The organism is Rhodococcus sp. 21391, from assembly GCF_016772255.1.
Classification (GTDB): Bacteria; Actinomycetota; Actinomycetes; order Mycobacteriales; family Mycobacteriaceae; genus Rhodococcus_F; species Rhodococcus_F opacus.
On record NZ_CP063781.1, the window covers coordinates 5,456,782 to 5,477,566 of the forward strand.

23 protein-coding genes and 1 riboswitch are annotated in these 20,785 nt (G+C 68.0%); of the genes, 13 read left to right on the forward strand and 10 right to left on the reverse strand.

Going from position 1 to position 20,785, the window contains the following annotated elements:
* The first annotated feature begins 18 nt into the window (after positions 1 to 18).
* Positions 19 to 900, forward strand: coding sequence for a fumarylacetoacetate hydrolase family protein (locus GO592_RS25095; RefSeq protein WP_007301088.1), 882 nt, complete (start codon positions 19 to 21; stop codon positions 898 to 900).
* Between the two features lie 12 nt (positions 901 to 912).
* On the forward strand, positions 913 to 1,839 hold the full coding sequence (locus GO592_RS25100) for a VOC family protein (RefSeq protein ID WP_007301087.1): 927 nt from the start codon (positions 913 to 915) through the stop codon (positions 1,837 to 1,839).
* A gap of 27 nt (positions 1,840 to 1,866) precedes the next feature.
* Here GO592_RS25100 and GO592_RS25105 read toward each other — a convergent pair whose 3' ends face one another.
* Positions 1,867 to 2,088, reverse strand: a complete 222-nt coding sequence (locus tag GO592_RS25105) for a hypothetical protein (RefSeq protein WP_007301086.1) — start codon at positions 2,086 to 2,088, stop codon at positions 1,867 to 1,869.
* A 281-nt stretch (positions 2,089 to 2,369) separates the two neighbouring features.
* Here GO592_RS25105 and GO592_RS25110 point away from each other — a divergent pair, with 281 nt between their 5' ends.
* Positions 2,370 to 2,774, forward strand: a complete 405-nt coding sequence (locus GO592_RS25110) for a C40 family peptidase (protein ID WP_007301085.1) — start codon at positions 2,370 to 2,372, stop codon at positions 2,772 to 2,774.
* Between the two features lie 35 nt (positions 2,775 to 2,809).
* Here the strand turns inward: GO592_RS25110 and GO592_RS25115 are convergent, their stop codons facing one another.
* Positions 2,810 to 3,151, reverse strand: a complete 342-nt coding sequence (locus tag GO592_RS25115) for a histone-like nucleoid-structuring protein Lsr2 (RefSeq protein WP_007301084.1) — start codon at positions 3,149 to 3,151, stop codon at positions 2,810 to 2,812.
* 140 nt (positions 3,152 to 3,291) lie between these two features.
* On the opposite strand from GO592_RS25115, the gene GO592_RS25120 reads away from it, so the two are divergent.
* On the forward strand, positions 3,292 to 3,471 hold the full coding sequence (locus tag GO592_RS25120; RefSeq protein WP_005244285.1) for a hypothetical protein: 180 nt from the start codon (positions 3,292 to 3,294) through the stop codon (positions 3,469 to 3,471).
* Between the two features lies 1 nt (position 3,472).
* Here the strand turns inward: GO592_RS25120 and GO592_RS25125 are convergent, their stop codons facing one another.
* From GO592_RS25125 to GO592_RS25135, 3 genes are all read right to left on the reverse strand, one after another.
* On the reverse strand, positions 3,473 to 4,894 hold the full coding sequence (locus GO592_RS25125; protein ID WP_007301083.1) for a CitMHS family transporter: 1,422 nt from the start codon (positions 4,892 to 4,894) through the stop codon (positions 3,473 to 3,475).
* Positions 4,895 to 5,014: 120 nt separating this feature from the next.
* Positions 5,015 to 6,310 (reverse strand): LLM class flavin-dependent oxidoreductase, encoded by a 1,296-nt coding sequence (locus tag GO592_RS25130; protein WP_007301082.1) that lies wholly within the window; start codon positions 6,308 to 6,310, stop codon positions 5,015 to 5,017.
* A gap of 1 nt (position 6,311) precedes the next feature.
* The gene (locus tag GO592_RS25135) at positions 6,312 to 7,076 is read right to left on the reverse strand and encodes a 3-oxoacyl-ACP reductase (RefSeq protein ID WP_005572716.1); all 765 of its coding nucleotides are present in this window, start codon (positions 7,074 to 7,076) and stop codon (positions 6,312 to 6,314) included.
* Between the two features lie 48 nt (positions 7,077 to 7,124).
* A riboswitch (TPP riboswitch) is annotated at positions 7,125 to 7,229 on the reverse strand.
* Between the two features lie 72 nt (positions 7,230 to 7,301).
* Between GO592_RS25135 and GO592_RS25140 the strand changes: the two genes are divergently transcribed.
* Complete coding sequence (locus GO592_RS25140; protein WP_007301081.1) at positions 7,302 to 7,754, forward strand: MarR family winged helix-turn-helix transcriptional regulator; 453 nt, start codon at positions 7,302 to 7,304, stop codon at positions 7,752 to 7,754.
* A gap of 2 nt (positions 7,755 to 7,756) precedes the next feature.
* Positions 7,757 to 8,179 (forward strand): organic hydroperoxide resistance protein, encoded by a 423-nt coding sequence (locus GO592_RS25145; protein ID WP_005255157.1) that lies wholly within the window; start codon positions 7,757 to 7,759, stop codon positions 8,177 to 8,179.
* Positions 8,180 to 8,200: 21 nt separating this feature from the next.
* Here GO592_RS25145 and GO592_RS25150 read toward each other — a convergent pair whose 3' ends face one another.
* Together GO592_RS25150 and GO592_RS25155 are read right to left on the reverse strand one after the other, a co-directional pair.
* Complete coding sequence (locus tag GO592_RS25150; RefSeq protein WP_007301080.1) at positions 8,201 to 9,079, reverse strand: oxidoreductase; 879 nt, start codon at positions 9,077 to 9,079, stop codon at positions 8,201 to 8,203.
* Between the two features lie 40 nt (positions 9,080 to 9,119).
* Positions 9,120 to 11,162 (reverse strand): CocE/NonD family hydrolase, encoded by a 2,043-nt coding sequence (locus GO592_RS25155; protein WP_172652198.1) that lies wholly within the window; start codon positions 11,160 to 11,162, stop codon positions 9,120 to 9,122.
* An 84-nt stretch (positions 11,163 to 11,246) separates the two neighbouring features.
* Here GO592_RS25155 and GO592_RS25160 point away from each other — a divergent pair, with 84 nt between their 5' ends.
* The 3 genes from GO592_RS25160 to GO592_RS25170 are packed head-to-tail and all read left to right on the forward strand — an operon-like array spanning position 11,247 to position 14,717.
* Positions 11,247 to 12,203 carry a pseudouridine synthase gene (locus tag GO592_RS25160; protein ID WP_007301078.1) on the forward strand — a complete coding sequence of 319 codons (957 nt, stop codon included), beginning with the start codon at positions 11,247 to 11,249 and terminating at the stop codon, positions 12,201 to 12,203.
* Positions 12,204 to 12,248: 45 nt separating this feature from the next.
* Entirely contained in the window at positions 12,249 to 13,784 is a 1,536-nt protein-coding gene (locus GO592_RS25165) for a CYTH and CHAD domain-containing protein (RefSeq protein ID WP_007301077.1), read from the forward strand.
* Between the two features lie 48 nt (positions 13,785 to 13,832).
* Positions 13,833 to 14,717: a universal stress protein gene (locus tag GO592_RS25170; protein ID WP_007301076.1), complete on the forward strand. Its 885-nt coding sequence runs from the start codon at positions 13,833 to 13,835 to the stop codon at positions 14,715 to 14,717.
* A gap of 13 nt (positions 14,718 to 14,730) precedes the next feature.
* Here the strand turns inward: GO592_RS25170 and GO592_RS25175 are convergent, their stop codons facing one another.
* Complete coding sequence (locus GO592_RS25175; RefSeq protein WP_005255143.1) at positions 14,731 to 15,468, reverse strand: VIT1/CCC1 transporter family protein; 738 nt, start codon at positions 15,466 to 15,468, stop codon at positions 14,731 to 14,733.
* 139 nt (positions 15,469 to 15,607) lie between these two features.
* Here GO592_RS25175 and GO592_RS25180 point away from each other — a divergent pair, with 139 nt between their 5' ends.
* From GO592_RS25180 to GO592_RS25190, 3 genes are all read left to right on the forward strand, one after another.
* Positions 15,608 to 16,390, forward strand: coding sequence for an SDR family NAD(P)-dependent oxidoreductase (locus GO592_RS25180; protein WP_007301075.1), 783 nt, complete (start codon positions 15,608 to 15,610; stop codon positions 16,388 to 16,390).
* Positions 16,391 to 16,416: 26 nt separating this feature from the next.
* Complete coding sequence (locus tag GO592_RS25185; protein ID WP_039952931.1) at positions 16,417 to 17,478, forward strand: lysylphosphatidylglycerol synthase transmembrane domain-containing protein; 1,062 nt, start codon at positions 16,417 to 16,419, stop codon at positions 17,476 to 17,478.
* 62 nt (positions 17,479 to 17,540) lie between these two features.
* Positions 17,541 to 18,368: an SDR family oxidoreductase gene (locus GO592_RS25190; protein ID WP_007301073.1), complete on the forward strand. Its 828-nt coding sequence runs from the start codon at positions 17,541 to 17,543 to the stop codon at positions 18,366 to 18,368.
* A gap of 9 nt (positions 18,369 to 18,377) precedes the next feature.
* On the opposite strand, the gene GO592_RS25195 is transcribed toward GO592_RS25190, so the two are convergent.
* Positions 18,378 to 19,031 carry a TetR family transcriptional regulator gene (locus tag GO592_RS25195; protein ID WP_128970053.1) on the reverse strand — a complete coding sequence of 218 codons (654 nt, stop codon included), beginning with the start codon at positions 19,029 to 19,031 and terminating at the stop codon, positions 18,378 to 18,380.
* A gap of 156 nt (positions 19,032 to 19,187) precedes the next feature.
* On the opposite strand from GO592_RS25195, the gene GO592_RS25200 reads away from it, so the two are divergent.
* Positions 19,188 to 20,039 (forward strand): alpha/beta fold hydrolase, encoded by an 852-nt coding sequence (locus GO592_RS25200; protein ID WP_007301071.1) that lies wholly within the window; start codon positions 19,188 to 19,190, stop codon positions 20,037 to 20,039.
* Here the strand turns inward: GO592_RS25200 and GO592_RS25205 are convergent.
* A complete protein-coding gene (locus GO592_RS25205) occupies positions 20,036 to 20,749 on the reverse strand; it encodes a TetR/AcrR family transcriptional regulator (RefSeq protein ID WP_237720626.1) in 714 nt (237 codons plus the stop codon). The genes GO592_RS25200 and GO592_RS25205 overlap by 4 nt on opposite strands.
* Positions 20,750 to 20,785 lie beyond the last annotated feature (36 nt).

Below are 20,785 nucleotides of genomic sequence, written 5' to 3' on the forward strand. Positions count from 1 at the left end.
TCCAGGAGAAACACTTTCATGCGTATCGCCAACATCGACGACCGTGCCGCCCTCGTCATCGGAGCCGAGGGGGCCGAGCGGGGCGTCGACCTCGCTCACGCCTCCCGTGGCCGGTTCGGCCCCGACCTGCCCGCCGTCTATCAGGCTTGGGACGATGTCACCGCGTGGGCCACCGACCAGGACCTCTCGGCCCTGGCCGACGACAGCTTCCCGATCGACCGGTCCCTGCTGGGTGCACCGTCACCGGCTCCCCGGCAGGTGTTCGCGGTCGGGCTGAACTACCACGCGCACGCCGCCGAATCCGGTTTCGAATCCCCCACCCATTTGCCGCCGGTGTTCACCAAGTACTCCTCCAGCTTCACCGGCCCCGACACCGACGTCGTGATTCCCGCCGGCGGCAACGTCGACTGGGAGATCGAACTCGTCGCCGTCATCGGCCGCGACACCACCAACATCGACGAGGCCGACGCCTGGTCCCACGTCGCAGGCCTCACCGCCGGACAGGACATCTCCGAACGGATAACCCAGACCCGTGGTCCCGCACCGCAATTCGGGCTCGGAAAATCGTTCGCCGGTTTCTCCCCGCAAGGTCCGTGGCTGGTCACCCCGGACGAGTTCACCGACCCCGACGACCTCGAACTCGGCTGCACCATCGACGGTGAACAAGTGCAGAAGGGCCGCACCCGCGACCTGATCTTCCCGGTCTCGAAGCTGATCGCCACCCTCTCCCGCACGGTGACCCTCTATCCGGGCGATGTCATCTTCACCGGCACCCCCGCCGGCGTCGGCGTCGGCCGCGACCCGCAACGGTTCCTGCAGGCCGGCGAGAAACTCGACAGCTGGATCGACGGCATCGGCACACTTCATCAGCGTTTCGTCGCCGACCCCGACGCGAAGTAGAGGACACCGATCATGGCACTGCACGGACTGGGCAAGGTCACCGTCGGCGTCCCCAACGTTCACGACACCATCGCCTACTACATCGATTTCGGCCTCGAGCACCGCGGGAACGGGGTGCTCGCCACCCGCAACGGCGGCGAACAACTCCACATCGTGCACGCCCCGACCCGGCGGCTGGTCGAATTGACCGTCGCCGCCGACGACCCGGACGACATCGCCGCGATCACCCGGCGTGTGCACCGACTCGGTGTGGCACTCGACGAGGACGGCACGTCCGTCCGCACCGTCGAACCGATCACCGGCACGATCGTCAGGGTGGCGGTCCGGCCCCGCATCGTCATCGAGCCCGCGGTGTTGCCGACGCCGTACAACGGGCCTGGGCGCATCGACCGCTGGGGGCGGGCCCCGTTTCTCACCCGCACCGAGCCGGTGCGCCCCCGCAAACTCGGCCACGCGGTGATCGGGTCCACCGACCTCAAGACCACGATGAAATTCTTCACCGACGGTCTCGGCTTCAAGGTCAGCGATTACATGGGCGACAAGGCCGCATTCCTGCGCTGCTCCGTCGAGCACCACAACGTCCTCGTCATGGCCGCACCGGTGAACTTCATGCACCACACCAGCTGGCAGGTCGACGACATCGACGAGGTCGGCCGCGGCGCCCACACGATGCTCGAGAACAACCCCGAACGCCACATCTGGGGACTCGGACGGCACTATGCCGGCACGAACTTCTTCTGGTACCTCAAGGACCCGGCGGGGAACTTCTCCGAGTACTACTCCGACATGGACACCGTCCCCGAGGACGAACTCTGGTCACCGGAAGTGCTCCACGGCCTGCAAGGTCTGTACGCCTGGGGGCCACCGCCGCCCCCGTCGTTCCTCGAACCGGACGACCTCGCCGCCCTGATGACCGGAGCACACTCCGGCACGGGGTGACGAGCGGGTCGAGGGATTCGGTGCCGGCTAGATCAGTTCGACGACGGTCCCCAGGTCGTGCACATGCTCGCTGTCCGCCGGCCCGGCGGCCGGCGTGATGTCACCACGTGCCGTGAGTGCCATCGATCTCGCCTCGCCCGCGGCGAAGGCGACCGGTACTGCCACGGCAACGGACAGGAGGGCTGCTCCTGCGTCGAATGCCAAGCGTGCGACACCGAAAGCGCAGTTTGCTGTCTGTCGGATCGTCATCGTCCGCCTTCCTTCACCGAGCCCACAGGACGTAGCGGACCACTCCCCTTTGCAAGATCATTACCCGTTCGACGTTACGAGGGGCCCGCACTACTCGCGAGTATCAAACCGACCAGATCGAATGGTTTACTCGGCGGCCGTCGAATCCGGCGACGGAGGCAGAGAAGACAGGCACGTATCCGGGTAATTCGGCCGATGCGCCCGGATCGCACCGGGAACACCCTGTAATCGGACGTCCCGACGACGCGACACCACACCGAGCGCACTGGAGTAACGACGGCATGAACCCACACACCGGGAATCACGGATATCACCTGGTTCACACGCTCCGCCGGCCTCCGGTGCGGCCGGGACGCCACGCACTGCACGCCGCTGCGTCCAGAATCGGAATCCCGTGCACCCGTGGCGCCGGCGACCACCGCGCCTTCGACAGCTCCGGCCTCGTTCAATGGGCATACAAACAGGCCGGCATATCGGTTCCGCGCACCACCTACGAGCAACTCCGTCACGGGACCGCCGTGGACGAGAGCGACCTGCAGCCCGGCGACGTCGTCCTCTTCTACGGGGGCGGCCACGCGGGGATCTATGCAGGGAACGATACAGTCGTCCACGCACCCGCTCCGGGACGGCCGGTCACGCGAGTAGCGATGAGCTCCATGTCATTCCATGCAGCGCGCCGGTATTGACAGCCGACCAGCCGACCACCCGCGGCATCGTGAACTCAGTGAGCGGCGTTGTATGCTTCCTCGATCTCGGCAGGAATACGTCCACGCGCGGACAACTCATACCCCTGCGACGTCGCCCATTCTCGAATTTCCTTTGCCTGGCTCCGCCCCTGCGACGGTGCCACTGCAGGAGTCGACCGACGCTTTCTTCCACCGACCCGAGTTGCATGCTCGATGTAGTAGTCGAGAGTCTTGTGGAATTCCCTGGCGTTCTTGACCTTCAGATCGATCTCGTAGTCGACGCCGTCGACAGAGAACGGAATTGTCTCCCCCTTACCGTTCTTGATCGGAGTTCCGTCGATGTCGTCGATGCGTTCGACAACAACTTTGCGCGCCACAGTTCCACTCCTTCATCGTCGATAACCCGGGGAACACTACGTCGAAGTATTGTTCACCTGCCAATCCCCGACGGAGTTTTCGAATTGCAGACCCAGGTCCGTCTGATTGGAGAACCCTGCCGGCGGGGTATTCGTCGGACATGACACCGAAGGACGCATCCGGACCGAAGACCACGACCACCGACAGCGGCGCCCCGGGCGCGGACAAGGACGTGATGTCCGATCCGGCCGAGGACGACAAGAGTTCGGGCGCCGACTGGAGCGGCGAAGGTGGCGCGACCCCTGAGGGCCCCGCCACCGACACCGACACCGAGGACTAGGTCACCAGGGGATCTGGCCGAGGACCACACCGATCACCAGCATCGACAGCGACACCAGCGCCGCGCGCCACAGCACCTTCTTGTGATGGTCCGCCAGCGGGACACCCGCCAGGGTCACGAGCAGGAGGATGGCCGGGACGAGGGGGCTCTGCATGTGGAACGTCTGGCCGGTGATGGATGCGCGGGCCATCTCGACCGGCTCGATGCCGTACGTGGCCGCCGTCTCGGCGAGCACGGGCATGATGCCGAAGTAGAAGGCGTCGTTGCTCATGAAGAACGTGAACGGCAGGCTCAGGATGCCCGTGATGACGGCCAGGTGCGGTCCGAGCGAGGCCGGGATGATTTCGAGCAGCCACTGCGCCATGGCCTCGACCATTCCGGTGCCCTGGAATACGCCGGTGAGCACGGCGGCGGCGAACACCATCGCGACCACGGAGACGATGCTCGACGAGTGGCGGGTGATCGCTTCCTGCTGTTCCTTGACCCGCGGGAAGTTCACCGTCAGCGCGATCGATGCGGCCACCATGAACAGGACCGGAATCGGCAGTACGTCCATCACGAGCACGACGAGGAGTGCCACCGTCACGAGCGCGTTGAACCACAGCAGCTTCGGCCGCAGCGTGGGCCGCTGGGGGTCGAGACCGTCGACGAAGCCCTGGCCGTCGTCCGATCCGGCGTCGCCGGAGCCGCCACCCGTTCGGGGTGCGTCACCATTGCCCCCGGATCCGGATCCGGATCCGGATCCGGTCACGGACCGCCGGAGGCCGGAGCCTGCGGAGACGAGGAGGCGCTCGTCGGTGAGTTCGAGCGTTCCGATGCGGCGGCGTTCGCTGTAGCCCAGCTGCACGGCGAACAGCAGCACGACGAGCAGTCCGACCACCAGCGACGGGATCATCGGCACGAACACGTCCGACGGTGAGATTCCCAGCGCCGCGGCTGCCCGGACAGTCGGTCCACCCCACGGGACGATGTTCATCGCGCCGTTCGCGAGGCCGGCGACCACCGTCAGAACCACGGGGCTGACCTTCAGCTTCATGTACAGCGGCAGCAGTGCGGACGTCACGATGATGAACGTCGTGGATCCGTCACCGTCCAGCGACACCACCATCGCGAGCACCGCGGTGCCGACGACGAGCCGCATCGGGTCGTTGCGGACGAGCCGGAGGATGAGTTTCACCAGCGGGTCGAACAAGCCGACGTCGATCATGATCCCGAAGAAGATGATCGCGAAGAACAGCAACGCGGCCGTCGGTGCCAGCGCCTTGATCCCGTCGGTGATCATGTCGCCGATGCCGAGGCCGGCCCCGGCCGCGATCCCGAATGCGACCGGGACGGCGATCAACCCGACCACGGGAGTGGCCCGTTTGGACATGATCAAGAACATGAACACGGCCACCATCAGAAAGCCGAGTGCTACCAGCATTGCCACTCCTCGTCCGAACTCGCGTCGTGGTGTGATCGCGATAACAGCCAGTGTCGGGGGGAGGGACGCTCACAGTCACTGTTGCGTACTTAGAGAAGGTTGTGTTCTTTGTGGTGGCAACTACGGGCGCCCCCGGAGATGGTCGCGCAGAGTCTCTGTCTCATACTCCGCGCGGAACAGTCCACGCTTCTGCAGGACGGGGATCACCTCGTCGACGAAGTCGGCGAGGCCGTTCGGGTAGAGCGGCGGCATCAGGTTGAAGCCGTCGGCCCCGCCGCGGCGGAACCACACCTCGATCTCGTCGGCGATCGATTCCGGGGTTCCGATCATGGTGCAGTGGCCGCCGCCGGCCGCCAACGTGCCCAGCAGCGACCGCACGGTGGGACGGTCCTTGTCGATGATCCGCAGGATCGTGTCGTACCGGCCCTGCGGCCCGGTGAACTCCGACAGCGGCGGCAACGCGGGAACCGGTGCGTCCAATTCCCAGGCACTGCAGTCCTGCTGGACGAACATCGACAACTGCGCCAGCGACTGTTCGACGGGCAGAAGCGCGTCGAGTTCCGCCTTCTTCCGCCGGGCCTCCGCACCGGTCGAACCGACATAGGTCACGAGACCGGGCATCACGACCACCGCGTCGGCGTCGCGGCCCGCCGCACGGATGCGCCGCTTCACGTCGCCGTAGTAGCTCTGCGCGGCCGTGAGATCGTAGGCGACGGCGTAGATGCCCTCGGCGCACCGGGCGGCCAGGTCGCGGCCCTGATCGGACGCGCCGGCCTGGAACAGCACGGGACGACCCTGCGGCGAATGCGGCACGTTCAGCGGACCGTCCACGAGGAAATGCTTTCCTCGATGCTCGACCGGCTTCACCTTGGCCGGGTCCGCGAAGATGCCGTCCCGGTCGAGCACGAGCGCGTCGGGCTCCCACGAATCCCACAGGGCGAGTGCCACGTCGACGAATTCCGCGGCGCGCGAATAGCGCTCGTCGTGCGGCGGCATCTCCTCGAGTCCGTGGTTGCGTGCTTCGGCGTCGAACATGGACGTCACCACGTTCCAGCCGACACGGCCGCCGCTGATGTGGTCGAGCGACGCCAGCATCCGCGCGGCGTGGAACGGTGTGTAGAACGTGGTGGACACCGTCGTCACGAGTCCGACCCGCTCCGTCGCCCGCGCCATCGCGGACAGCGCGGTGAGCGGTTCGAGGAACCACATGCCTCCGGATGCGGGGTCGCGCACCGAATGCCCGTCCGCGAAGAACACCGCGTCGAGGCAGCCGCGCTCCGCGGTCTGCGCCAACTCCTCGTAGTAGGCGATGTCGCAGAGTCGCTCCACCTGGGACGAGGGGTGCCGCCACGCGGCGCCGTGGTGCCCGCAGCTGTAGAGGAACGCGTTGAAGTGCAGTTGCCGGGCGTCGCTCATGTCAGTCCTTGACCAGTCCGCCGTCGACGACGAGGTTCTGGCCGGTCACCGCACGCGACCACGGGGACGCGAAGAACAGCACCGCGTCGGCGAACTCGTCCGGCGTGGTGACCCGCTGCAGCGGGGTGCTCGCCGCGATGAGGTCGAACACCTCGTCGGGAGTGGCGGCGCTCGCGTCGGTGGTGCGGAGCAGCCCGCCCGACACCATGTTGACGGTGATGCCGTCGGGACCGAGGTCGGCCGCGAGCGTGCGGGTCAACGACAGCGCCGCGGCCTTGGCGGCCGTGTAGTCGTGGTACGGGACGACGGGGTTCTGGAACAGGTTGGTTCCGATGTTCACGATCCGGCCGAACCCGAGCGAACGCATGCCCGGCAGCGCGGCCTGCGTCGTGTGCAGGGTCGCCTTCACGCTGCCACGCAGCTGCGAGTCGAAGGCATCCCACGTGATGACGTCCGCCTTGTCGCGTGCGTCGCCGTTGAAGGAGAAGTCGGCGAGCGCGTTGTTGATCACCGTGGTCACCGGTGAGCCGAAGTGTTCCTCCGCCGCGGAGAACAGCGCCGCCACCTGTCCGGCGTCCGTGACGTCGGCCCGGAGCGCGACCGCACGGTCCGCGCCCAGGGAGGTCGCGAGTTCTTCGGCCGCCTCCCGGCTGTTCCGGTAGTTCACGATCACCCGCGCGTTCTGCGCCGCGAACGACCGCACGATGGCGGCGCCGAGGCCCCGCCCGCCGCCGGTCACCAGGACGATCTGCTTGTCGAGCTGCATGCTGTCACCTTCCGTTCGGTCGGCGACGAGACATCGGATGAGCGCATACGGCCGTCTCCGCGACATCCCTTCGCCGGCATTACCCAGTTCAGGTTCGACGGGTCTGTTCTCAGCCGTCCGGCTCGTCGCCGGGCAGCACCCCGTGTCACTGGCCAACATTGTAAGCGCAATCACCGATTCCAGTTCTTGGTTGTGCACAACCTAGTTGTGTGCAACTATTCAGGGGTGACCGACAACCTCACCCTCGACCGCCAGGTGTGCTTCGCCCTGTACTCGGCTTCCCGGGCCATGACGGCGAGATACCGGTCGATGCTCGACTCGTTGGGAGTGACCTACCCGCAGTACCTCGTGCTGTTGGTGCTCTGGGAACGGGACGGCCGCGGAGTACGTGAGATCTGCGACGCCCTCGACCTCGACACCGGCACGCTGTCGCCACTGCTCAAGCGGCTCGAAACCCTGGGCCTGGTCGAACGCCGGCGCTCCTCGGCCGACGAGCGCCGGGTCGGAATCCACCTCACCGAGAAGGGTGCGGCCCTCCGCGCCGCCGCGGAGGGCATCCCCGCCGAACTCGCCGACTCGACGGGAATGGAGATCGACGAACTCGTCGCCCTCCGGGACACACTGTCGCGTCTCACCGAATCACTCCACAGCTTCACCACCCCTACAGGAGAGAAGTAACCATGAAGATCGTCTACACCGCCGAAGCCCTCGCGACCGGAGAAGGCCGCAACGGCCACGCCCGCACGTCCGACGGCAAGCTCGACCTGAACCTCGCGATCCCCACCGAGATGGGCGGGTCCGGCGACGGCACCAACCCCGAGCAGCTGTTCGCCGCCGGATACGCGGCATGCTTCCACTCCGCGCTCCAGCTGGTCGGCCGTCAGGCGAAGGCGAACGTCGCCGACTCGGCCGTCGGCGCCCGCGTCGGCATCGGCCCGACGGACAGCGGCGGATTCGGTCTCGCCGTCACCCTCGAGGTTTCCCTGCCCCACCTGCCGCGCGCCGAGGCGCTCGAGCTGACCGAGAAGGCACACCAGGTGTGCCCCTACTCCAACGCCACCCGCGGCAACATCGACGTCACCCTCGAGGTCACCGAAGACTGAGCAACCCTGACGGGCGTCGCGTCACCCGAACTTGAACTCGACGCCCGTCAGGTCCTCCGACAGCGCCCACAGCGCCCGCGCGGTGTGCTCGTCCCGCGACTTCTTGCTGGAGCCCACCACCTTCGGATGGCCACGCTGCTCGAACAGGCCGTCCGGCCCGATGTAGCTGCCACCGATCACATCGGGTGCCGTTGCCGCGTACAGCATCGGCAGCGCCCCCATCTCCGCCGACTGCGCGAAGATCCGGTTGCCGACGGCCATCAGCTTGTCCTGCACCGACTCGGTGTGGGCCTGCAGATTGGTCGACGCGTAACCGGGGTGCGCGGCCACCGCTTTCACGGGTGACCCCGCCGCCGACAGCCTGCGCTGCAACTCGTACGTGAACAGCAGATTCGCAAGTTTCGACTGCCCGTACGCGCTCCAGCGGTTGTACTTGCGGCGTTCCCAGTTGAGGTCGTCGAGATGAATCGTTCCCGCCTGATGTGCCGCACTCGACATCGTGGCGACCCGATCGGTGATCTTGTCGAGCAGCAGGCCGGTCAATGCGAAGTGCCCGAGATGATTTGTGCCGATCTGCATTTCGAATCCGTCGGCGGTCTTGCGCTGCGGAACCGCCATCACGCCCGCGTTGTTCACGAGAACGTCGACGGACTCGACGCCGGCGGCGAACTCGCGCACCGAGGCGAGGTCGGACAGGTCGAGGCGGCGCACCTCGGCGTTGTCACCGATCGACCGTGCGACGACCTCCCCCTTGTGGGTGTTGCGGCAGGCCAGCACGACGTGCGCCCCCGCCTTGCCCAGGGCCCGTGCGGCCACCTCCCCGAGACCACTGTTGGCGCCCGTGACGACGAACGTGCGGCCGCTCTGATCGACGATGTCCGAAGCTGTCCACTTGGTCATGGCGTCAACCCTACGGATCTCGGGACGTGGCGTGCACCTTTCACCACGCCTGCGCTCCGACCAGCGGCAGATTGACGAAACTCGGCCGATCCGGGGACAACGCGACGTGCTGCGGCTTCAGTTGACTGTCGGCCAGAATCGGTCCGAGCGGCAGGTACCGGGGGACGCTGCCCGCGTACACGTCGACGCGCAGCCGGTGCCCCGGCGCGAGGACGGCGTCGGTGGGCACGAAGTTGATGTCCACCGGTGTCACTTCACCCGGCACCAGCGGCTGACGTGCGTCCACCGTCAGATAGTGGTGCGGTTCGGTGTAGTCGCCGTTCGCCGACTTGGTGCTCTTCGAATCGTCCACCGCCCGCATGGAAGCGGTGAGCGCACCATTGGTGAGCGGGGTCGTCGTGCCGTCCGGTGCGACGTCGTTCAGTGTCACCGCCCAGAATCCGTCCGGGGCGTCGAGCACGGTTTCGAGGTGCAGATTGACCGGACCCGACAGCTCGGTCGGCTGCGCGACGGGGGCGCTGGTGAACGTCAGCCCCTCGGCCTCGGCGAACCGGGAGTCCTTGCTGCACACCGATCCGAAGACGACGGCCGCTCCTGCGGTGCCCTGTGCGCCGTCGCGGGAACAGAGCCCGCGGAGGCCGGGTGCGACGGTGAGTCGTGCTGCGTCGCCGGGTTTCGCCGACACCAGGCTGCCGTCGTGGGCGGCGTGCCCGGCGGTGCCACTGGGGGCACCCGACAGGTACATCCGCTGGTAGTCGACACCGGCCCGCGGGAACTGATCGGTGGTGGTCCAGCCGTTGCCCTGCTGGTACAGCGTGACCGGGCCGTACTCGTCGATGCCGTTGTCGATGCCCTTCAGCCACTTGTCGAACCAGGCGCGTTCGAGGACGTCGAGTCGTGGCGGCGCACCCTGTTCGCCGAAGCCGCCACCGAACGAGATGTGGTAGGCGTCGCTCATGATCAGCTGCTTCTCACCGGCAGGCAGCGGGATGTCGTTGTAGACCCGCGGCTCACTGTTCGCGAAGATGTCGTGCCACGCGCCGTAGAGCATCGTCGGCACCTCGATGTTCGCGGTCTGCGCCTTCCGCTCCTCGTAGAACTGGCCGTCCTGCGCCACCCGCAGCGTGCCGGGGTCGAGACCGTTGATGTCCGGCGCGGTCATGGCCTCGATCAGTGCGGGGAACAGCGTCAGCGGATCCCGCAACCGATCCTGCAGCCACCGCTGGTCGAAGCGCCCCTGCGCAAGGGCCTGGATGTCGGGAACGAACTTGAGACCGTTGACCAGTGACAGCCACAGCGGCATGAATCCCACGCCGAGACCACCGCCCGTTCCGACGATGTCGCGGAGCAGATCGTTGCCCGGTTCGGTCGGGAAGATCGCCTTCAACGCCGGCGGCTGATGCCCCGCGGCCTGCAGCGAATTGATTCCCGAGTACGACACCCCCGCCATGCCGACCTTGCCGTCGGACCATCCCTGCTTGCTCATCCAGTCGATGATCTCGACGGAGTCCTGCTGCTCGAGCGGACCGAGTGCCTGCCATTCCCCTTGAGAGAAGCCGGTGCCCCGCGCATCGACGACCACCTGGGTGTACCCGTTCCGGACGAGGTCGCGGTTGATGCCGAAGACGCGCATGCCGCCACCGGTGAGCACCTTGGCCGCTTCCCCGACGCCGTCGAACGGTGTTCCGGCGAGATCGAAGGAGTTCACCAGGTCGACGACGGTGTCCTCGAGCCCCGGCACCGCCAACACGGAATCGACGAGGTTGCCGACCAGCTTCGTGTACGGCGTGACGTTGAGGACCGACGGCATCCTGGTGTCGATCGGGTTGCCGGAGGCGTCCGCGGGGCGATAGACGTTGGCCTTCAGCACCGTTCCGTCGCTCATGGTGATGGGGACGTCCCAGTCGATCGCGATCACCGGGTACTCGGGCGGCGCGTCGACTGCGGCGTTCCACGCGGCCCCCGCCGCCCCGCCCGTCGGATCCGCCGACGCCGTCACCGTGGGCACCACCGCGAGCCCCACCCCCACCGCCAGAGCGACTGCCGCCACACCCGGTCGAAACGCCCATCGACGCACGATCACCACGAACCCCCGTGAAATCCTCCGATGACGCGCCTCAGCGACCAGTCAGGGTGGCCCGCGTCACAAACTTACCGGATAGTAACCATGAGTCCCCCCGCGGTCAACGGCGGATTTCCGCAGCCTGTCGTCTACCGTGACGGGGTGCCCGACGCCCCACTTCCCGTCCGCGACGGCCTCAACCCGACACGGCTGAGGATGCCGGACGACGGCTCGTGGCCCACCGTGCTCGAGTACCTGGTCGCGCGTTTCCCGCACGACGAGACGCGCCTCCGCGAGAAGGTGGCCACCGCGGAAGTCGTCGACGAGCGCGGGCAGCCGATCACCGACTCCACCCCGTTCGCACCCCGAAGATTCGTGTACCTGTACCGGGATCCGCCAGTCGAGACACGGGTGCCGTTCGAGATCGAGATCCTCCACCGCGACGAGAACCTCCTCGTCGTGGACAAACCCCACTTCCTGGCCAGCACCCCACGCGGCGCGTACATCGCCGAGTCGGCGCTGGTCCGGTTGCGCAGAGACCTCGACCTCCCGGAACTGACACCCGCGCACCGGCTCGACCGGTTGACCGCCGGGGTGCTGATCTTCACGGTGCGGCGTGAGGTCCGGCGCGACTACCAGTCGCTGTTCGACCAGCGCCGGGTGGTCAAGGAGTACGAGGCGGTCGCGCGTTACGACCCCGATCTCCAGCTGCCCGCCACCGTCCGCAGTCGAATCGTCAAGGAGCGAGGCGTCCTGAAGGCGTACGAGGTGGACGGTCCCGCCAACAGCGAGAGCCGCATCGAACTCCTCGAGGTCCACGGCGACGCGGCCCGGTACCGGCTGCTGCCGCACACCGGCAAGACGCATCAGTTGCGGCTGCACATGAGTTCGCTGGGCATCCCGATCCACGGCGACAACTTCTATCCCGACTTCTACGACGTTGCCGCCGACGACTATTCGACGCCGCTGCGGCTGCTGGCCCGGTCCGTCGAATTCGTCGACCCCTACTCCGGCGTCACGCGACGCTTCGCGAGCGTCCGGAGCCTCGACTGGCCGAAGTGACCTCGGCTTCTTTCCCCCGGGCCGGTCAGACGGAAGGATGGGGACATGAGTACCGCGACGTCCGTCTCCGAAGTGGAACGCAAGTACGAGGCCGGTTCGGAGCAGCAGATACCCAGCCTCTCGGGATTGCCCGGTGTGGACGGTGAACCGCGGCGCGACACCGTTCAGCTGTCCGCCCTGTACTACGACACGGGCGAACTTCTGCTGCTGCGCGCCGGAATCACCCTCCGCCGCCGGGAAGGCGGCGACGACGCCGGCTGGCACCTGAAGATCCCGGCAGGCACGGACGAGCGAACCGAGTTGCAGTTGGCTCCCGACGCCGAGCTCCCAGAGACGGAAGTGCCCCGGGAATTCGCGGAACTGCTCACTGCCGTCACCCGCGGCGCCGCCCTGAACCCGGTCGCGCTCATCAGCACCGATCGCGAACGGCAGCGGCTCGTGGACGCGGCGGGGACGACGCTCGCCGAGGTCGTCTCGGACGTCGTGATCGCCGCCGTCCCCGAGAAGGGCACCGGATCCGACGAGCGGGTGTGGCGCGAGATCGAAGTGGAGCTCGCGGCCGGAGACCGAAACCTGTTCGACGCCATCGACTCCCGGCTGACGGACGCCGGGATAGCTCGGTCGGACGCGCCGTCGAAGTTGCGGCGGGCGCTCGGCGACGCGGTGACCGGCACCCCGCGCCCCGTGCGCAGGACGAAGGGGTCCACTCCCCGGACACTGCTGCTGGAGTATCTGGCGGCGCAGAAAGATTCTCTCGTGACGGCCGACCTCGGCGTGCGGCGCGACCTCGAGGAGTCCGTCCATGACCTCCGGGTCTCGGCCCGGCGCATCCGGAGTGTCCTCCAGGTGTACGGGTCCAGCCTGCGCGATCAGGAAACCGTCGACGACTTGATCGTCGAACTCCGCTGGGTCGGTCAGGCCCTCGGCTCGGCGCGGGACACCGAGGTGCAGTGGAGCCGGCTCGTGGACCGGCTGGGTGGCGCCGAGGAAATACCCGACCGCGAGGTCGTGCGTGCGCGCCTCGACGAGTACTTCTCGGGACTCGCCGCGACGGCCCGGCCCGCAGCACTGGCCGCCCTGAACTCCCGGCGCTACCTCGACCTGCTCGCCGGACTCGATACGTTCCTGGTCGCCGTCGAGGCGTCCGGGGACGGTGGCCCGTCGAAGAAGGCCGTGGCGAAATCCCTGCGCACCTTGTCGAAGTCCGTCCACAAGCGCGTGCGGAAGGCGGCGTCCGCGACCACCCGGGCCGAGCGCGACGCACGGACACACCGGGCGCGCAAGCGCGCCAAGCGAATGCGCTATGCGATCGAGGCGACGCGGTCGCTGACACCGAAGGCGTCCGACCGCGCTCAGACGAAATTCAAGGGCTTTCAGGACGTGCTCGGCGAGTACCAGGACGCCGTCGTCGCACGGGACCACATCCTCGCGATGGTCGCGGAGGATCAGCACTCCGCCGAGTCGAGCCTGGGCCTCGGAATGCTCTTGCAGCGTGAGCTCGATCGCGGCGATACCCTGACGCCGCTCGTGAAACCCGAGTGGAAGACCGCGAGGAAGGCGGCCCGAAAAGTCTGGAAGTAGGGCACAGTCGGGGAGTACCCCCAACAGCGTGAGCGAAGGGAGCCAGACGTGAGCACACCCGCCAGTCATTCCGTCGTCGTCGGCCTGGACGGATCCGACGCCTCCACCGCCGCCGCCCTGTGGGGCGCCGCAGTCGCGTCGAAGTGGGGTGCCACGCTGTCGCTCGTGCACGCACTGCCGCAGGACGGCCCGCTGTACAGCCCCGCTGCGATCATGCTGGAGTCGCAGTTCCTCAGTCAGCTGCGCGAGGACGGCGAGGCCATCATCGGGACGGCGAAGCGGCTACTGGGACCGAAGTTCCCCGGTCTGGAGATCGAGACGACCATCAGTCCCGGTCCCGCGGGCACCGCACTGCTCGAGGCCGCCGACTGGGCGCGGTTGATCGTGCTCGGATCCACGGGAACGGGAGCGATCCGTTCGGTGCTGCTCGGCTCGACGGCGCTGCACGTCGTCAACCGCGCACCCTGCCCGGTGACCGTTCTCCGGGGTGAAGTCACCACACCCGACCAGCGTCCGGTGGTGGTCGGGGTCGACGGAAGCGACCTCAGCCGCGACGCCGTGGCCCACGCATTCGAATTCGCGTCGTTCTTCGAGGCGCCGCTGACCGCCGTCCACACGTGGCAGGGCTCCCCCACGCTCGGCGCGGGCGGCACCGGCATGCTCGTCGACTGGGACGCCGTGAAGCAGGAAGAGGAGGCGCTGCTGTCCGAGGGCCTCGCGGGCGAGTCGGAACGATACCCGGACGTGTCCGTGACGAGGGTGGCCGAGCAGGGCGCCGCAGCCGACGTCATCCTGCGGCATGCAGGGGACGCCCAGCTCATCGTCGTCGGCAGCCACGGCCGAGGCCCGCTGCTCGGCGCGCTGATGGGCTCGACGAGCCAGAATCTGCTCCACCACGCGAAGTGTCCGGTCATGATCTGCCGGAGCGAGTGACTGTCGCCCGAAGCTAGGCGATGCCCGTTCCCACCAGCTGGCCGATGCCGTACGTGACGATCATCGCGAGTGCCCCGCCCAGCACGACGCGGAGCACTGCCCGGGTGCGCTGTGCGCCGCCGAGAGCCGCGCTGACGGTGCCCGTGAGGGCCAGCGCGACCAGCACGGCGACGAACGCCACCGGAATGCGCAGGTGCACAGGCGGTACGAGGATCGCCAGCAGCGGGACGAGGGCGCCGAGCGTGAAGGACAGCGCCGAGGATCCCGCAGCCTGCCAGGGGTTGGTCAGGTCGTCCGGGTCGATGCCCAGTTCGATGTCCACGTGGGCGGCGAACGCATCGTGATCGGTGAGTTCGCGGGCGACCGTCCGGGCGGTGTCGCCACTCAGCCCCTTGGCCTCGTACATCGCGACGAGTTCCTCGAACTCGACGTCGGGGGTTTCGGTGAGTTCGCGGCGTTCCTTCGAAAGGAGAGCGCGTTCGGTGTCGCGCTGGGTGCTCACCGAGACGTACTCGCCCAGGGCCATCGACACCGCCCCGGCCGCGAGACCCGCGAATCCGGCGGTGAAGATCGCCGATCGTTCGGTGGTGGCCGCGGCCACCCCGACCACCAGGCCGGCAGTCGACACGATGCCGTCGTTGGCGCCGAGGACACCGGCCCGCAACCAGTTGAGGCGGCTCGCCAGACTCGGTGCGTGCGGCTCGTCGGGATGCCGCGAGGGCTCGGCCCGCTCGGCGTTCTCTGCTGACATGCGTTCAGGCTAAGACGAAAAGGCCTGGTCGGATAGCCAGGCTAGGCTGCGCTCGGCCAGGGTGAACCGTTCCCCACACACCGAAACCAAGCAGTTGCTAGGTTAGGGGCGCTCGTTCCTCACACGCTTGGAGTTCCTCATGGCGACACCCGCCACCAGCACCCCCCGACGTCGCTGCGCCGCACTGGTCACGGGCGGCACCGGCGGCATCGGCTCGGCCATCGCACGGCAACTCGCGACCCTCGGCCACGACGTGGCCATCACCTACCGATCCAACGCCGACGTCGCCGCGGACCTCGTCGGCGAACTGGAAAGCCGCGGCGTCGGAGCGCAGGCGTTCTCCGCCGACCTCACCGACCAGCCCCGCGTCGCGAGTGTCGTGAAACAGACCCTCGAACACTTCGGCGGCCTCGGCGTCCTCGTGCACGCCGCGGGACCGCACATTCCGATGATCCACCTGTCCGAGATCGCTCCCCGGGACTACGCCGAGCACCTCGAACAGGAAGCGGTGGCCTTCTTCACCGTCGTGAAGGCCGCCCTCCCCGCGCTGCGGGAAGCGTCCGGTTCCGTCGTCGCGGTCACGACCGCGGCCACCAGCCGATATCCGGTGCGCGACGGACTGTCGCCGGGCACAAAGGGTGCGATCGAACAGCTGGTCAAGGGATTCGCCGCCGAGGAGGGCCGCTACGGCGTCCGCTTCAATTCGGTGGGCCCGGGAATGCTCACCGACGGCATGGCCGAGCGGCTGATCAACTCCGAAGAACTCGATCAGCGCGCACTCGACGCCGCCATGAGCCGGATACCGCTACGCCGGTTCGGCACCGCCGCCGACGCCGCCGAGGCGGTCTGCTTCCTCGCGAGCGACCGGGCGGGTTTCGTCACCGGACAGAAACTCGACGTCGACGGCGGATACACGGTGTGATCACCGGCCATGTGTAATGGACGCGTATGACTGACGCCCAAGACACCCGCCCGACGCCCCGCAGGCGTCGAGTCGAATGGGTGATCGGCGGCCTGCTCGTCGTCGTGCTCGCGGTGGAAATCGTCCTCATCTGGCCGGACCTCTCCGAGAGCGTCCAGAACCTCGGCGACCTCCAATGGGGATGGGTGGCCGCGGCCGTCGTGGCCTCGCTGGCGTCGATGTCGAGCTTCGCCCGGGTCCAGCGCTGCCTGCTGGGGGTCGCGGACGTGCACATCAGACAGCGGCAGTCCCTCGCGGTGACGTTCGCCTCCAATTCGATGAGCGTGACGCTGCCGGGCGGCCCGGTTCTGGCAACGACGTTCAGGTACCGGCAGACACGCCTCTGGGGTGCCTCACCGGTGGTCGCGACGTGGCAACTGGTGATGGCCGGCGCCCTCCAGGCCATCGGCCTGGCGCTCGTCGGACTGGCGGGCGCACTGCTCGTCGGGGCCGAGACCAACCCGTTCTCGCTGATCTTCACGTTCGGCGGCCTGTGCGCCTTCCTGGTGGTGGCTCAGTACGCCGCCTCGCGGCCCGACGCCCTCGAAGGTGTCGGCATCACCGCGCTGCGCGGATTCAACGCGCTTCGAAAGAAGCCTCCGCTGACCGGTGTTCGCCGATGGAAGCACATCGTGAACCAGATGAGCGCCGTCCGGATGGATCGCCGCGACACCGCCCGCGCGTTCGGGTGGTCGCTGTTCAACTGGATCGCCGACGCCGCATGTCTCGCGTTCGCGTGCTACGCGGTCGGCGCGCATCCCGGGTTCGCCGGACTCGCCGTCGCGTACGCGGCGGGCAACGCCGCCCGTTCGGCCATCCCACTCCTGCCCGCAGGGCTCGGTGTCATGGATGCCGTGCTCGTCCCCGCACTGACCGCCAGCGGAATGACCGGCGCCGAGGCGGTGTCCGCGATCGTCGTCTACCGCCTGGTCAGCTTCCTGCTCATGGCCGCCATCGGCTGGATCGTCTTCGCGGCACGCTTCCGGGGTGCGCAGCAGCAGGGCGAGGAGGGTCCGGACCTCGAACCACCGTGGCGTCCCGGCACGTGAATATGTCCCGCTGAGAGAGAAACCCGGGCCGAGGCGGCCGACGACGGTCCTACGGTCGAGCCGTGACGGAACCGGAAACACAGGAAAAGCAGGTTGTCGTCGTCACCGGCGCGGCCTCGGGAATCGGGGCGGGGATAGCCCGGCACGCGCACGCCCGCGGTATGGCCGTGCTCCTCGCCGACATCGATACGGCCGCACTGGACCGTCTGGCCGCAGATCTGGGCGGAGCCGCCCTCACGTGCGCAACCGATGTCGCGGACTCCGGGTCCGTCCACGCCCTCGCCGATCTCGCGTACGACTCGTTCGGCCGGGTGGACCTGCTCTTCAACAACGCCGGAATCATGCGGGCCGGATTCCTCTGGCAACTCGGCGAATCCGACTGGGACGCCGCCCTCGGTGTCAACGTCACGGGTGTCGTCAACGGGATCCGGGCATTCGTTCCGCGCATGATCGACCAGGGCGGCGGCGGACGCGTCGTCAACACCGCATCGGTCGGTGGATTCGCGCCCGGTCCGATGATGTCGCCGTACAGCGCATCGAAGTTCGCGGTCGTCGCGATCACCGAGTGCCTGCAGATGGAGTTGACCATGGTGGGCGCCCCGGTGTCCGCGAGCGTGCTCGCGCCGGGGCCCGTCATCACGTCCGTCTTCGACAACCCGTTCGGGGCGTTCTCCCATCCGGCCGTCGATCGGATGGTCGCGCAGATGCGCGACCTGCTCGGCACCCACGGTCTCGACGCAGACACGTTCGCGGAATTGGTCTTCGCAGGCATCGACCGGGGCGACTTCTGGCTCGCACCGCAGGGTGAGCACCTCGACAGCATGGTGCGCCAGCACACCGCCACCATCCTCGAGCGCCGAGAACCGGTGATCCGGCAGTCGTTTCGCTGAGCGCGCGAACTAGCCGCCGAGGCGCCGGAACACGAGACGGACCGCGAGCCCGAGGTGAGCCATCACCTCGTCCACCGAGATGCGGCCGGCCACCCAGGACACCAGGCTCGACATCCAGACGTCGCCGATCACGCGGATGGCGTTCAACTGGTCGTCGGAGATCTGCTCGACACCGATGGTCTTGGCGAACATTTCGGTCATCAGCGCGCCGAACGCATCCAGTTCGGCCGAGGCCGACGCGTCCGCGAACATGAACGCGCGCACCAGGGCCTCGTAGCGCGGCCGGTCCTTCTCGAGGACTTCCGTGTTCTTCCGGAGGACGAACAGGATCCGCTCCGACGGCGTGTCCCCCGGGATCGCGACGTCCTCGAACCGGGACCGCATCCCCTCGAACACCATCAACAAGCCCATCACCAGCATGTGGTTCTTCGACGGGAAGTAGCGGTACACGGTGCCCAGCGCGACGCCCGCCCGATCGGCGATGGCCCGCATCTGCACGGCGTCGTACCCGCCCTCCGAGGCGAGTTCCATCGCTGCGGCGACGATCCGCTGGTAACGCTCCCGCTGGGGGGCTTTGGCCCCACGCGAGGGCAGCTGCCCGTTGCGAAGCAACGACAGTAGCCCGTCGCGGCCCGCCGTCAGCGGCTCTTCAGCACTGCTCATGGACGTCAGCCTAGCGACAGTCACCTCGGTGCCGTCCGGCGACGGCACCGGTTCCGGTCGTCACGATGTCCGGATTGCGTGGGCCTCACCCGGATAGACTCGCCTCGACCGCCGGAGGTTCCCGTGCCCAGAGTTCATGTCGGACCCGAGGATCGTGTGATCCGGCTGCGCGACGGACGCCTGATGGGTTTCGCGGAGTACGGCGACCCCCGCGGATTCACCGTCGTGAACGCCCACGGCGGGCTCGCCGGCCGCCTCGACGTCGCGGCCGCCGACCGGAGTGCTCGCGACGCGGGCATCCGGCTCCTGTCCCCCGACCGTCCGGGGATCGGACTGTCGGATCCGCAGCCGGGCCGGACGGTCCTCGACTGGGCCCGGGACGTCGAAGACCTCGTGAATCACCTCGGCGTCGGCCGTTTCGGTGTCCTGGGGTGGTCGATGGGCGGGCAGTACGCGTTCGCGGTGGGCTCCGGCGTGGCGTCGCGTGTGACGAGTGTCGCGGTGATCGCCGGGGCCCTGCCCCTCACCGAACCCGGGGTGTTCGCCCAGCTTCCCGCCGGGGACCGCGTGTTCACCCGGCTGTCCCAGCACGCCCCGCTGGTGGCGCGGATCTGCTTTCGCGTCATGGGCGCCGTCGCGCTGCGTGCTCCGCGCCTGTTCCGGCGACTCGGCGCCCGCGACCTCGGCGCCGCGGACGCAGCCGTTCTCCGCTCCGAACCCGTCCGGAACTTCTCGCTCATGTCCGGTGAGGCTCTCCGGACGGCGCCCGGGATGGTGGAGGACTACCGCGCGTGGATGCGGCCGTGGGGGTTCGCGCCGGAGGATCTGACCGTGCCGGTCGACGTCTGGGGTGGAACCGAGGACGAACTCGTGCCCACGACCTGGCCGCCCGAGCTCGCCCGCCGGATTCCCGGCGCCACGCTGAACATCCGCACCGGTGGTCATTTCATGGCTCACCTGCACTACCGCGAGATCTTCGACACCCTGCGGCGGCGCTCGGAGTCCTAGGTCGCTGCTGTTAGTTTGTCGAGCCACTCCCGCATCACGAGGAGTTCGCCGACACTCAACCCGGCCCGCCCCGCGTCGGCGTCGAGGGCGCGCGCGAGCGCGTCCGCCTTCTCGACCACCTCCCTCGAGGTCTCCGACCGCACAGTGGGCGCCGGCCGGATCAGCCCGGCGATCACGTTGTCGCGCAGTTCCCGTGACAGGGAGAGGTCGACGCGGCCCTCCGGCTGCGCGATGAGGTGCAGGGTCATGCCGACGTTCGCCGCCACGAATTGCCCGGCGGCGGCCGCAGGCGTCACGCGCAGGCGTCCCTGCTGCGCGATCTCGGTCAGCAACTGGAGGAGCCTCGTCTCGGCGACGGAGGTCACCGCACACGGCTTGCCCGGGGCGACCTGCCCGTACAGCAGGACGTAGAACGAGGGATTGTCGAGCCCGTAGCGGACGTGATCGTCCCAGCCGTGCCGCAGGTCGTCGACCGGGTCGTCCCCGCGCCGATTCGTGGCCCGGACGTACTGGCCGAAACCGTACTCCACGACCGCGTCGAACAGGCCATGCTTGCTGCCGAAGTGGTGGTACAGCGTCGGGGCCTGCACGCCGGCGAGGTCGCAGACGGCGCGGGTGGACACGGGCTTGCCCTTGGCCTCGTCGAGTAGTTGGGCCGCCGCCTTCAGCAGACGGTCGCGGGCGTCACCGGCCACACTCTTCTTTGTCACACCGCTATGCTACTTCTATAGCGTTGCTATAAGCAC